This window comes from Micromonospora sagamiensis, from assembly GCF_014680085.1.
Taxonomy (GTDB): Bacteria; Actinomycetota; Actinomycetes; order Mycobacteriales; family Micromonosporaceae; genus Micromonospora; species Micromonospora inyonensis.
This window is the reverse complement of the sequence record NZ_AP023438.1, coordinates 4282788-4295479: the sequence shown is the minus strand read 5'-3', so window position 1 is coordinate 4295479 and position 12692 is coordinate 4282788. Positions and strand designations below refer to the sequence as shown.

Genomic DNA, 12692 nt, shown 5'->3' with positions numbered 1-12692 from the left:
GACCGCGCTCAAGGCCAAGACCCAGGCCGGTATCCGGGTCGCCGGTTCCATCCAGTCGGTAGCCGACTTCATGGCCTACTGGCAACGGGAGGTGCTTCACGACCGGGTACGGCCGAGCACGCTGCGCACGTACGAGTGGCTGTCGCGTTGCTACGTGGTGCCGCTGCTCGGGAGTCAGCGTCTCAGCAAACTCCAGCCTCCGACGATCCGGACGTTCCTGAACCGGGCGAAGAGCACGTGCCAGTGCTGCGCTCAGGGCAAGGATGCGGCGCGTGCCTCCGCAGGGAAACCGGCTCAGTGCTGCGCGAAGAAGCCCCGGCAGTGCTGCGAGTCGTACCCGTCCGACGGCACCATCCGGCACCTCCACCGGATGATCCGGGCAGCCCTCCAGGATGCCGTGGTCGACGGACTCATCCCCGAAAATCCCGCGCGCAACCTTCGGCTGGCGCACCGGTACCGTCCGCGGTTCACCCCGCTGACCGGCGAAGAGGCCAAGCTGCTGCTCAAGACTGCACGCGCGGATCGGCTCTACGCCCTGTACGCGGTGGCGCTCTCCCTCGGGCTCCGACGTGGCGAAGCGTTGGGTCTGCGGTGGCAGGACGTGGACCTGGTCGACGGCGTCATCTTCGTTCGGCAGTCGCTGCAACGCCTGGGCGGTCGGCTCGTCTTCGGTCCGGTGAAATCCGACGAGTCAGAGCGGGTCATCGGTCTTCCGGCACCATGCCTGGCCGCCCTGCGTCAGCACAGGACGATGCAGGAAGCGGAACGGAAGACGATGGGTGATGACTGGCAGGACTTCGGCTTGGTCTTCACCACCGGGATCGGCACGCCCGTCGAGCCGCGGAACCTCAACCGGCACTTCGTCCGGCTCCTGGAACGTGCCGGCTCCGACGGGTCCGCTTCCATGACCTCCGCCACTCGTGCGCGACGCTGCTCTACGAGCAGGGCGTCCCCATCGAGAAGATCCAAGATGTGCTCGGGCACAGCTCGCCCACGATCACGAAGCTGATCTACGTGGAGGTGACCCGGCAGGCTCAGCGATCGACCACAGACAAGCTCGGTTATCTGTTCGATGCCTGACGTAGGGGTCAGGAAAAGGGGTCAGGCCCAGTCCAATTGGACCGGGCCTGCTCTGTTACTGCTGGTGCGCCGCCAGGGACTCGAACCCCGAACCCGCGGATTAAGAGCCGGCGTTGGCAAGTGTTTCCCAGTCCCCACGCATCCCGCCAGTCCACATTCTGTCGGGTTTTCGTCGCGATGATGCCGGACAGTCCCTCCTAGTCGAACCTGTCAAAGGGCGGCCGAGCACCCGCAGAGCACCCCGTCAACGGGCTCGGGCATCCGTTGTAGGGCACTCACTGGCTCGTTAACAGCAGCGGTAGCAGCGAATCGCGTAGCTGCTCCGTAACCTCGACGATCTTCCGGTGTAGCGCAACCTTGTCGTCAAGAGCACTCATGGTGTCACCGATGGCTTCTTGAATGGCGGAGGGCGGAACCAGTACCGGCAAAGTCCGGAGGGTGTTAAGGGTCAGCGTTGGCACGGTGGCTGTCGACGCGTGCCTGTCGATCCAGTCACGGACCGCCGGATGTCGCATGTAGTGCAGCAGGTACCGAGAATCGACAAATGGTTGGGGACGTAGCCGGAAGCAGGCTGTCCCGGTTATCCATCCCTCGTGCTCCGGGCCGGCGAGGGCCTGCTTGCCGAGGTCTCCGGTCCGCACACAGATCAAGTCGCCGGGGGCGAGTCGATACCGATCTAGCTGCGCGGATGCTTTAGCCGTCACTAGTACGGTGCCACTATCCGCGATGCGCCCGTACATCAAATGCTTAGGTGCGACAACTTCGACTGGCACGCCATCGGCGTCAACCGGCCGGATCATGGTGCTCGACGGGCCCGCTACCACGTCGCATACCTCAGCTAGCGGCATCTCCTGCCAGTCGGCGGGAACAGGACCGACCAGAGAGTTCACAGGGAAAACTCCCTCAGGCGCGCCTCAATGATCTCATCGAGGCCGGCGGCTTTTTGGGCAAGCCGGTCAAGTTGCCGCGCGAGCTCCCCTACCTCTCGGGCTCGCGTCCGCAAGTCTGGCACCTCATTGATTGGCGGAATGTAGGCACGGGGATTTATCCGGTATCCTTCGCTTCGAACCTGCTCAATTGGTACCGCTGCCGCGAACCCTGCGACAGGGTCAAGCGAGTGCTTCCGCCAATCACGGTACGCCTCGACGATCCTGTCAATTTCTGCGGCGTCGAGGGTTCGGCGCCGCTGCTGGATGCTGCCGAGCTCGGTTGCATCTACGAACAGCACCTCACCGGAGCGGATAGCGGGTAAGTGTTGCAGGATCCACAGCGTGACTGGAATGTCGGTGCCGGCGAACATCTGACCTGGTAGCGCAATGACTGCCGAGACCACGCCGTCGTCGAGCATCGCCGCCCTGATATTTCGCTCATGTGTGTTCTCCGAAAGCCCAGCACCGTAAGGCATTACCACCGCCGCCCGGCCACCGGCCTTGAGCGAGGCGATGACGTACTGCAACCATGCGAAGTTACTGTTGTGCGCCGGTGGCACACCGTATCGCCACCGTCCGTTGAATCGGCCGCCTCCGTTCCAGTTCGATAAGTTGAACGGCGGATTTGCCACTACCACGTCGTATCTGCTCTCCGGCGCCCCAGTTGGCAGGCTGCCGGTAACGCTAGGCAGCACTTGCGGCGTTATCCCTCGCAGACGCAGCTGCAGGTACGCCAACGCGCACGACCGCAACGAGTAGTCGGAAATTGCCACCGCCAGCCGGTCGATAGCCTTACCCTGCTGCGTCAGCCGATCGACAATCGCCGCCGGAAATTCACCTGCTTTACAGCAGGGGTCGAAGATCTCGTCGCCCTCTCTCGGGTCGAGCAGATTTGCGGACAGTTCCGTGATGGCCCTAGGAGTGTGAAACTCCCCGCTGCCCTTGCGGGTCGTCAATCCGCCCACACGCTCGAGTACCGCGCTGAAGACCTGCGCAAGGTGAGCTTGGTGATCCGAGCCAAGCTGGTCGACCAGCTCCACAAGCGACGCCATCTGGCGCATATCACCAGCCTTGCGCACCGACTCCAGCAACGGGCGGAGGAGCACAGCATCTCCCCCGTCTGCCGGCAGGTCGGAGCGAAGCGCCCGCTCGACGTCTGAGTCACCGTCAACCAACACCTGCCATGCGGGGCGGCCCCGCAGATACAACAGGACGAGCACGACATCGCCGAACTCAATGACATCGAGCAACCCCCGGTATCGATCGAAGCCGCGCCAAATCGCTTCTCTGATGCGCCCCTCCGCCGCGCCTACCGTCACCGGCGGAGGGGTGAGCTTGCCCGATCCGTAACTCACGTGCCCCGCCCCTCGTCCCGCTTGTCCTTCGGCCCTCTCCGGCGCGAAATGATACGCAGCCAGAGATTGAGTAAGTCCTTCGAGTCCCGAGGCAGCATTCGGTGCACCAACGCGAGAAGCGTCATACCGGCGAACGCCCACCACGGCGCCTCAGCCAACGCCGCACTGACCGGTACCACCACGCCGGTCAACGCGCCAGGTGACAGCTTGGCAATCATCGGACCTCACCAAGCAGTCTGGAACTACGGCCACTCGGCGCGCCGGCAATCAGGCGCCCAACCGCCAAGAACTTCATCACATCCAAGAGTGCACCCCTCCCCATCGGTGGACCTCTCCACTGTAGACGCGTATTGCTCTGCGCGTCAACGCGCAGAGCAATACGCGCAACTAGGCCGGGTCTATCGAGAGTTCGCATCGGGGTGCGATGTGACCGACGAGCTGAGCCGGTCCTTGACGGTGCACGCCTGGCCGAGCATCCCGGAACCTGCTGGCACGCCTTACCGTGCCGGTACTGCGCGGCGCGGTAGCGATCTACGCTCACGGCCTGGATCGCTGACCAGCAAAATCCAGCCGCCACCAGGCCCTCACCTCATCCGGGAGACAGCGTGGTGAGCGAAGCGAGAGTTGCCCCTCGACCCGCAGCGTCGGCTCATCGGCGGATCGCGCGGCGTGTCCCGTGGGAACGTGCCGCTGATGCGGTAATCGTAGTCGCCGCGAGGGTCTGAGCTGCAGAAGGTAGACCAAGCAAGCGCCAACAACGAGAGGAGCTCGGGTTTCCATCCGACCCTGATGCAGGGATAGGTGGCAGGTGTAGACGCGGCCTGACTGGCCGACGATCTCCACCCTCAACGGACTTGGCGCGGCCCGGTGACTCCTGCACGTTTCTCGGTATCTGGCTTCTGGAGGACGGGCCGCCTCGACCTCACCGTCAAGGCGTTCGTCCGACGGAAACCTTGGTCACTGGACATGGCTTCACAGATGAAGGTGGGACCGTAGCACGCCGACCAACTCGCCTGACTGGCGCTCTGACAGCTTCTACATGCTGCACGATGGCTTCGCCTACTGCTTGAGCGAGCTTCGGCGGTACGGCGTTGCCGATGAGCCGTCCCAGAGACGCGAAGTGCACAGGTTCTCCAGGGGCAACGAACTCGTAGTCAGGCGGGAAGCTCTGGAGGATCGCGGCTTCGCGCAGGGAGATGGCGCGGTCCTGTTCGGGATGGCCGAATCGACCGGCGCCGTAGTTGTACGACAACGTCGTGATGGTGGGTGACGGTTCGTCCCAGACCATGCGGGCGTAGACGTTGCGGAAGGTGGAGCCGGACGACTTTCGGTGGCAAGGCGCGCGAAGCTCTTCACGCCAGTCTTCCCAGGTGCCGCCTGGGTTCGAGCTTCTGATTCTCTCCAGGTTGACTGGGGTGAGCTTGCGGCTCTTGTGTAGGCGGTCGGTGGGGTCGACCGTGCCGTCTTCGAGTGCGGGAAGTCCGCGAATGGCCTGCTCGACGGTGGCGTAGTCGGTGGGTGCGACCTTGCCCTTGGGTACGCGGATCTCGCCGAGGAGCGATGCGACGAGGACCATGCGCCGACGATGCTGGGGCACGCCGTAGGCCGGGCAGTGGCAGGACTCGTGGTGCACCGAGTAGCCGAGTTTCTCCAGCTTGCCGACGAACGCCTTGAAGATCGGGGTGCTCCCGATGCGAGGAACGTTCTCCATGGTCACGATCTCGGGCATCGTGCCCTCGACCAGACGGCTGACCTCGTCGATCAGCGGCCACTGGGCTTCGCGCGAGGTGTCCGTGCCACGGCGGTACGAGGAGAACGGTTGACAAGGAGCGCATCCGGCCAGCACCCGGATCGTTCCCTTTGGCCACATGGAGGCCAGCTCCTTGGCCTTCAGCTCGCGCACGTCCTTCTTGCGGAAGGGGGCGCGGATGTTCGACTGGTAGGGGTATTCGCATGCCGAGTCGATGTCCACACCTGCGGCGATATCGAGGCCTGCCTCCTGCAGTCCGTACGAGAGCCCGCCGACTCCACAGAAAAGGTCGACTGCGGAGATCTTGACGGTTCGCGGAGCCATGCCAGGACTGTAGTTGGTCGACAGGCGTCGACGCTGACGGCGTCGACGATCGTACCTTCGGCCTCGCGTCGGGGACGGACGGTCGAATCCTCGACCGCTACGTCACCTGAACGTCCCCGTTGCGCTCGAGGCCTGGTAGGAAGGCAGGGACACGTCCACAGTGGTCTCCCCCGAGGAGCTCGAGTGTCGCGCGGCCACTTGGAGGCCGCGAGACGGCAAGTAGAACGATTGTTCTAATCGTCCGCTTTTGTCGTACCCCAGCTCTACGCTCGGATCCCCACGGAGGAGGGAGGGGCCCATGGCGGCGGTCGCAAGGTCTTTTGCGTCACCTTCCGCGAACGTGTCCGCAATCCTGGTTGACGAACTGCGGGGGATCCTCGATCGCAACGGCAGGCATAGAGCCCAGTCCTTGGTGGCGGACTTCGTCGTCCGCCACCGCCTCAACCACAACGACGTCGACGCCCTGTTGGTGATGCTGACCCGGCAGCCAGTCTCGACTGCTCCACCCAGCCGCTCCGAGAACCAGGCACCTGCTTCGCCCGGCCCCGACAGTGCACCCACCGAGGAGCCTGACGCGGCGGAGTGTGATCCACCAACCTCGGCCGGAGGCGAGGACGACACCGCCCAGCCTCGACACGAAGAGACGCTCGACGACGGCCTCGACTGGATGTTCGGCGACGTTCCCGAGCAGCCCGTCGCACTGGCGTCCGACGACAAGGTGCAGGGTGCGTTCGACGATCTGCTCGGTGACTGGACTCGCACAGGCGGAAAGCTGACGCGCGCCGAGGTCGCGCTGCTCGTGACGCGGCGGGCCCTCTCCGCAGAGCAGCATGGCGAACTGCTGCGATTACTGAAGGAAGCCGGCGTCGAACTGCCCGCATCCGCCGACGCGCGTCCGGTCTCGTCTGCCGCAAAAGGCTACGAGCTGCACGGGGACACCGTGCGCCAGTACTTGCGCAGCATCGGCCGGTACCCGCTGATCGGTGCCCAGCGTGAGGTGGAGCTGTGGTCGCTGATGAGGCAGGGAGAGGCAGCACGACGTACGCTCGAGGCCGGTTGGAACGACCTCCCACGCGAGGAACGGCGGTCGCTGCGTGACCGGGCCGAGGATGGCCGCGACGCACACGCCGAGTTGGTGTGTGCGAACCTGCGGCTCGTCGTCTCGATCGCCAAGGCCAACCACTACAACCGCGGTGGAGTCGAGTTCGCCGACCGCATCCAGGACGGCAACCTCGGCTTGATGCACGCGGCTGATCTTTTCGACGGATCCAAGGGATTCAAGTTCTCCACCTATGCGACCTGGTGGATACGGCAGTCCATCGAACGGGGCATCGCCAACCACGGCCGCACGATCCGACTTCCCGTCTACGTCCGAGAGCAGATGCTGAAGGTCGACAAAGCTGCCCGCAGGCTGACCGACCGATTGGATCGGGAGCCCACCCTGACCGAACTCGCCGAGGAAACTGGCCTCGAGCCCGGCAGGGTGCAGGCGGTGTTGGACCATCTGCGCCCGCTGCTCAGCCTCGATCAGCTGTTCGGCGACGAGGGCGATCTTCGCCTGTCGGACGTTCTCGCCGACGAACAGGAACGTGACGGGCGTACCGATCCGGCGGAGATCGTCGGTCACATGATGTTCCGAGCCGACGTCGACCGCACGCTGCGTGAGGTGCTGCCGGAGCGGACGGTGAACGTGCTCCGACGGCGGTTCGGCCTCGGCACCGGCATCCAGGAGACCCTGGACGACATTGGTGCCGACTACGGTGTCACCCGCGAACGGATCCGCCAGATTCAAGGCAAGGCGATGACGACACTCCGGGAAGACGAGAGGGTGTTGGCGTTGCGCGAATACGTGACGGACGCTCCCGTGGTCGAGTCCGGCGATGCCGCTGAGGGGAAAGCGTGATGAACGTCGACAAGGGCCAGCCGCTGATGGAGGCATGCGACCGGTTCGTCACCTGGCTGGACCGTCGAGTGGTGGCGGCGGGCCGGGGCGACGGTCTGCAACGGCTGGAAGTGGCGCCCTCTGGAACGTTCTGGCTCGGCCGGCTCAGCCGGCTCGTCGGCAAGGACGAGGACGCTGGGGGCGCCAACGACGATCGGTCGGATCGCCTGGACCCGTGCGCGATGGGCATCCGGCTCCGCCCGGCCGAGTCGCCGCCGTGGTCGATGACGGTGACCGTGCGGGCTCGGGCCTGGGTGAAAGACCCCAAGGACGGTCCGGAACCCGATCGGCCCTGGTGGCGAACTGGCCTGGTGGAAGAGAAGATTCCGGTCGTGATCGGCGCTGCCGGGGGGACCTTCGGGGCCAAGCAGTTGCAGGACGCGTTCTCGGCGGTCGGCGCATCCGGCCTGAGCGCTGAGGTACGGGTCGAGGTGGAGGACTGGCACAAGCAGCCTGAGCTGGTCGTGCAACTGGTGAACACCAGCCCTAAGCCAGGCCGCGGGCTGACCGATCCCCATCTCTACGAGACGCAGCTGGAGGTGGCGGGGCTCCTCACGGTTCCGTTCGAGCTGGAGGCCCTGCCGGACACCTTCCGCTACGACCGGAAGGTGCCGGCGTACGGAATCAACGTGGGCGTCGAGGTGGTGGCCCCTGGGGTGTTCCGTACCACCGACACCGTCAGTGTGCAGACCTTCCGACCGGAGTACTGGAACAGCGACCGCCCGAAGCCCGATCTCTCCTTCGCCCGTCTCGCCGCAGATCCGATCCCGGTCCTCACCGATTTGGTGGACGCGCTCGACGAGTACGACCAGAAGCACTGGTCGGTAGCCGCGCTGGACGCACGTCAGTTGGCCGACGGCTGGTCGGATGCGATGCGCGCCGAAGCGGACGGCTCGGCGGCACTTGTGTTCGACGAGCTTGCTCGGCTGCGCACCGGCCTGGACCTGGTCCGGACGCATCCCGAGATCCGACGTTCGTTCCAGCTCATGAACGAGGCAATCGGGCTGAGCGCCAAGGGACGTGGCTACCGTTCGTGGCGGGCGTTCCAGGTGGGGTTCCTGCTGTCCGCCATCCGGTTTCTCGCCGAGCCGGCCGAAGAAGCCGATCACGTCGACACCGTGTGGTTCGCCACCGGTGGCGGCAAGACCGAGACCTATCTGGGCCTGCTGCTGACCGCGGCGTTCTTCGACCGGCTGACCGGGAAGCGAACGGGCGTGACCGCCTGGTCGCGGTTCCCCCTGCGGCTGCTGAGCCTGCAGCAGACGCAGCGTTTCGCCGACGCGCTCGCCGGCGCGGAACTGGTCCGCCAGCAGCAGGAGGACCTCCGGCGGACCGCCCCGTTCAGCCTGGGCTTTCTCGTCGGCCAGGCCGGCACCCCGAACAAGATCGTTCCGAAGCCGGAGAACGACGAGACCGGGCCGGACAGCCCGGGCATGCCCGACAAGTATCAGGTGCTGCTGAACTGCCCGTTCTGCCGCGACGAACGCCTGACCATGAAGTTCGACCGCAAGCGGTGGAAGCTGGAGCACCACTGCACCAACCAGGCTTGCCCCTGGAAGCGGGGTGCGCTACCGATCTACGTCGTCGACCAGGAGGTGTTTCGCTTCCTGCCGACCGTCGTCGTCGGCACCCTCGACAAGGCGGCATCGATCGGCCTGCAACAGGCCATGCGCGGTCTCATCGGCCCGCCCCAGAAAATGTGCTCCGAGGAGTGGCACGGATTCACCTACTCGACCCGGTCGAAGTCCCCCAACGGCTGCCTCGTACCCGACTGCCAAGGCACCCTGCTCGAGCTACCCATGCCCGACGAGCGCTTCGGCCCGTCGCTGCGGCTACAGGACGAGCTGCACCTGCTACGCGACAGCCTGGGCGCCGTCGACTCGCACTACGAGAGCCTGCTCGACCACCTTCAGCACAAGCTCTGCGGCACCCGCGCCAAGATCGTCGCAAGCAGCGCGACCCTGACCGGATACGACCATCAGGTCAAGATCCTCTACCGCCGTGACGGGCGCGTCTTCCCTCAGCCCGGGCCCCGAGCCGGTGAGTCCTTCTGGAGCCTGCCGGAGGACACCAAGCTGCGGCGCTTCGTCGCCGTCGCACCGCGCGGCGTCACGCTGGAACACGTCAGCGACCGGACACTCGACGCCCTGCAGCGATGTGTGCGGGAGATGCTGGACGACCCGGCGAGGGTGTGTGCGGAAGCCGGGATCGACCCAAACCACGCCGAAGAGCTGATCAGCATCTACGGCACCGACGTGGTCTACGGCTCGACCCTCTACGACGTGGAGGCCGCCGGCCGAAGCCTCGGCAGCAACAACACCGTCGACGGCATCAATGTCGAGCAGCTCACCGGCCAGACCGACTTCGACGAGGTGCGCGACATCCTGGAGCGGCTGGAGAACCCGGAGGAGAAGTTCGAGGACCGCATCCACGTGATCGCCGCCAGCTCGATGCTCTCCCACGGTGTCGACGTCAACCGGCTCAACACGATGGTCATGCTTGGCCTGCCGCTGACCACGGCCGAGTTCATCCAGACCACGGCCCGCGTCGGTCGCCGCTATCCAGGTCTGGTGTACGTCCTGCACAAGATCGGCCGTGAGCGTGACGCTCAGACGTTCCGCCACTTCGACAAGTACGTGAGCCAGGGCGATCGGTTCGTCGACGCCATTCCGATCACCCGCCGCAGCCGACGCGTGTTGGCCCTCACCCTGCCCGGCGTCGTGGCCGCCCGGGTCCTGATGCTCAAGGAACCGGCCAGCAAGCAGCGGCTGAGCACACCGGCGAAGCTACGCCAGTACGCCCACGACGCCGGGCTGACACCCGCCGACGAGGCAGCGGCTGTGACGGAGGTCCTCGGACTCGACGGGCCGGAGGACTCCCTGCACCAGCAGCAGATCGTCGAATGGGTCCGAGAGTGGTTCGCCGATCTCCACGACACTGCCAGCAAAGCCCGGTTCATCGGCGAGATCGGCAGCCCGTCCCCGATGACGAGCCTGCGCGACGTCGAGGCCCAAGCCCCGATCCACGACTGAGGCGGACGACATGACGAAGCTGGGCTCCCGCAGCGGCAGCCAGATCCTGCGGACCTTCCTGCCAGCGCAGACGGTCGACCTACGCGGTGACATCTACCGGGTCGACGAGTGGTCGGCACCGAGCCCGATCGACGTCGACTCCGAACTGGTCCGCTGGAGCCTGCTGAACGAGATCGCCGTGTGGACCGCCAACGACAAGGACAGCGGCATGGCCGCCGACCTGCTGCGCAAGATGCCGGTGGAAGTGGTCGAACTCGACGAGCGCCGCGGCGTCACAGTCGAGCGATACCCGCGAGTCTGGCTGTGCCGCGCCTGCAAACGCATCGGGAAGTCGGAGGACGCCCGCTGCAAGTGCGGCAAACGAGCCTGGGGGCAGCTGCACTTCGTCGGCGTGCACGAATGCGGAGCCATCACCGAACCCTGGATCAAGCGCTGCCAGCAGCACGACGACGTGCAGGTGGTCATCCCGAAGAGCGCCAAGGCAGCCGACATCAAGTTCGTCTGCCCGACCTGCCGCACCGAGACGATGCAGGGGCTCGGCTTCGGTCGCAAGTGCGAGTGCGGCGACGGCAACGTGCGGTGGAACGTGCACAAGGCCCGCATGGTCTACGTGCCGCGCGGCATGGTGCTGATCAACCCGCCGCGCCCGGAACACCGGGAGAACCTGAAGCTCGCCGGCGGCTCCCGAAAGGCCCTCGTCTGGGTGGTCGAGGGCCTGACCGCAGCCCGCCCCGCGGACGTGGCGGCGAAGCAGACCCGCAAGGACCTCGTCGAACAGCTGATCTCCAACGGGATGGCTCCCGACATCGCCGAAAAGATGGCGGACCTGGCCGAGGCAGGCGGTCAGCTGGCCGTAGCCGGGGACCAACCTGTCGACCGGCTGTCGTCGACGCGCCGCGAAGTGGCCGAGCGGGTGGCCGTCGACATCGCGATGGCCCTGGCGGAGAGCCGGACACCGACGACAGCCCTGCGCGCGCCGGAGCCGCACGACCCACTTGAGCGACGCTACCGAGAGGCCTACCCTCCGGCCTTGCGCCGCGCCGGCATCGACGGGCTCGACCTCGTCGACAGGTTCCCGGTACTCAACGCCATGTACGGCTACACCCGCGGTGACGACGATCCGTCGAAGTGCCGGCTGGTGCCGTTCCGGCGCAAGCGCAGCGGCTATCGGCTCTACGGCAACCTGGCGGAGACCGAGGCCTTCCTGATCCGTCTCGACCCGGTACGCGTGGCGACGTGGTTGTCCGGCCGAGGTCACCGACTGCCCGGCTGGGCCTCCGAGTCGACCGACGCGCTCGCGGCGCGGGTGGCGATCCTAGAGTCGGCAGTGATCCCCACCAAGCGCGACGATCCGAAGGTGGAGTCCGTCGGCTCCGACGTACTCAAGCTGATCCACACGTACGCACATCGGTTCATCCGGCAGACGGCGGTCTTCGCTGGCATCGAGCGCGACGCCCTCAGCGAGTACCTGGTACCCGAGCACCTCGGCTTCTTCGTGTACGCGGCCGCCCGGGGCGACTTCGTGCTCGGCGGAATGCAGGCGGTCTTCGAGTCCAATCTCGACGACCTGCTGACCGCGTTCGTCGACGCCGAGCACCGGTGCCCACTGGACCCGGGCTGCAGCATCGGCAGCGGCGCCTGCAGTGCCTGCGTGCACCTCGGTGAGCCGTCGTGCCGGTTCTTCAACCGGTTCCTCGACCGTGGTGTGCTGTTCGGGAGGGGCGGCTACCTGCGTACTGCGGTCAGCGTCCGATAGGCGTCACCCGACGCCGCCATTCGGCCTGGACGCGGTCGGCGGCGGCGTCGGTGGCCTCGTGTTCCCACACGTGCAGCACGACCCAGCCCCGCTCGGCGAGAGCGGCGTCCTTGGCCCGATCGCGGGCGACGTTGCGGTCGAGCTTGGCCTGCCACCAGTCACGGTTGTTGCGGGGCATCGTTCCGTGCTGCGGACAGCGGTGCCAGAAGCAACCGTCGACGAAGACCGCGACCTTGGCTCGGGTGAACGCCAGGTCGGGCCGGCCCGGCAGGCCCGGATGGTTGACCCGGAACCGCAGGCCTCGGCGGTGCAGCTCACGGCGGAGCGCCAGTTCCGGCTTGGTGGAGCTGCGGGGCTGCCGGCTCATGCGAACGGACGTGGCGGCGTCGAGCGGTTCGGGCACAGTGGACGTTCGGACCATGTTCCTGACCTGTCTACGGAGATTGTGAAGGATCTTGCACGGTTAGGCTTCCGTCGGGTTGCGACCCGAGTAATACTCGGCGTCGCTTTCGTACGTTCTCGAA

Annotated in this window: 8 protein-coding genes and 1 pseudogene; 4 read left to right on the top strand and 5 right to left on the bottom strand. The window is 66.0% G+C overall.

Going from position 1 to position 12692, the window contains the following annotated elements; genetic code table 11:
- The first annotated feature begins 70 nt into the window (after positions 1–70).
- Positions 71–1080 (top strand): annotated as a pseudogene (locus IGA62_RS18880) (tyrosine-type recombinase/integrase).
- A 275-nt stretch (positions 1081–1355) separates the two neighbouring features.
- On the opposite strand, the gene IGA62_RS18875 reads toward IGA62_RS18880, so the two are convergent.
- From IGA62_RS18875 to IGA62_RS18860, 4 genes are all read right to left on the bottom strand, one after another.
- Entirely contained in the window at positions 1356–1970 is a 615-nt protein-coding gene (locus IGA62_RS18875) for a restriction endonuclease subunit S (protein WP_145819527.1), read from the bottom strand.
- Entirely contained in the window at positions 1967–3364 is a 1398-nt protein-coding gene (locus tag IGA62_RS18870) for an N-6 DNA methylase (RefSeq protein WP_145819528.1), read from the bottom strand. The genes IGA62_RS18875 and IGA62_RS18870 overlap by 4 nt, the downstream gene beginning before the upstream one ends.
- Complete coding sequence (locus tag IGA62_RS18865) at positions 3361–3582, bottom strand: hypothetical protein (protein WP_145819529.1); 222 nt, start codon at positions 3580–3582, stop codon at positions 3361–3363. Before IGA62_RS18865 ends, IGA62_RS18870 begins: the two co-directional genes overlap by 4 nt.
- Positions 3583–4292: 710 nt before the next feature.
- Positions 4293–5438, bottom strand: coding sequence for a DNA cytosine methyltransferase (locus IGA62_RS18860; RefSeq protein ID WP_145819530.1), 1146 nt, complete (start codon positions 5436–5438; stop codon positions 4293–4295).
- A 340-nt stretch (positions 5439–5778) separates the two neighbouring features.
- Here IGA62_RS18860 and IGA62_RS18855 point away from each other — a divergent pair, with 340 nt between their 5' ends.
- The 3 genes from IGA62_RS18855 to IGA62_RS18845 all read left to right on the top strand — a co-directional run bounded on the left by IGA62_RS18855 (position 5779) and on the right by IGA62_RS18845 (position 12168).
- Positions 5779–7341 (top strand): sigma-70 family RNA polymerase sigma factor, encoded by a 1563-nt coding sequence (locus IGA62_RS18855; protein ID WP_145819531.1) that lies wholly within the window; start codon positions 5779–5781, stop codon positions 7339–7341.
- Positions 7341–10412: a helicase-related protein gene (locus IGA62_RS18850; RefSeq protein ID WP_145822135.1), complete on the top strand. Its 3072-nt coding sequence runs from the start codon at positions 7341–7343 to the stop codon at positions 10410–10412. The genes IGA62_RS18855 and IGA62_RS18850 overlap by 1 nt, the downstream gene beginning before the upstream one ends.
- Before the next feature lie 208 nt (positions 10413–10620).
- A complete protein-coding gene (locus IGA62_RS18845) occupies positions 10621–12168 on the top strand; it encodes a hypothetical protein (RefSeq protein WP_232624698.1) in 1548 nt (515 codons plus the stop codon).
- Here the strand turns inward: IGA62_RS18845 and IGA62_RS18840 are convergent.
- Positions 12155–12535: a very short patch repair endonuclease gene (locus IGA62_RS18840; RefSeq protein ID WP_332838446.1), complete on the bottom strand. Its 381-nt coding sequence runs from the start codon at positions 12533–12535 to the stop codon at positions 12155–12157. The genes IGA62_RS18845 and IGA62_RS18840 overlap by 14 nt on opposite strands.
- Between the last annotated feature and the right edge of the window lie 157 nt (positions 12536–12692).

Excerpts from the sequence above, each read along its gene's own strand:
- IGA62_RS18860 (WP_145819530.1), bottom strand. The coding sequence starts at position 5,438 with ATGGCTCCGCGAACCGTCAAGATCTCCGCAGTCGACCTTTTCTGTGGA.
- IGA62_RS18850 (WP_145822135.1), top strand. The coding sequence starts at position 7,341 with ATGAACGTCGACAAGGGCCAGCCGCTGATGGAGGCATGCGACCGGTTC.
- IGA62_RS18865 (WP_145819529.1), bottom strand. The coding sequence starts at position 3,582 with ATGATTGCCAAGCTGTCACCTGGCGCGTTGACCGGCGTGGTGGTACCG.
- IGA62_RS18840 (WP_332838446.1), bottom strand. The coding sequence starts at position 12,535 with ATGAGCCGGCAGCCCCGCAGCTCCACCAAGCCGGAACTGGCGCTCCGC.
- IGA62_RS18845 (WP_232624698.1), top strand. The coding sequence starts at position 10,621 with ATGGCCGCCGACCTGCTGCGCAAGATGCCGGTGGAAGTGGTCGAACTC.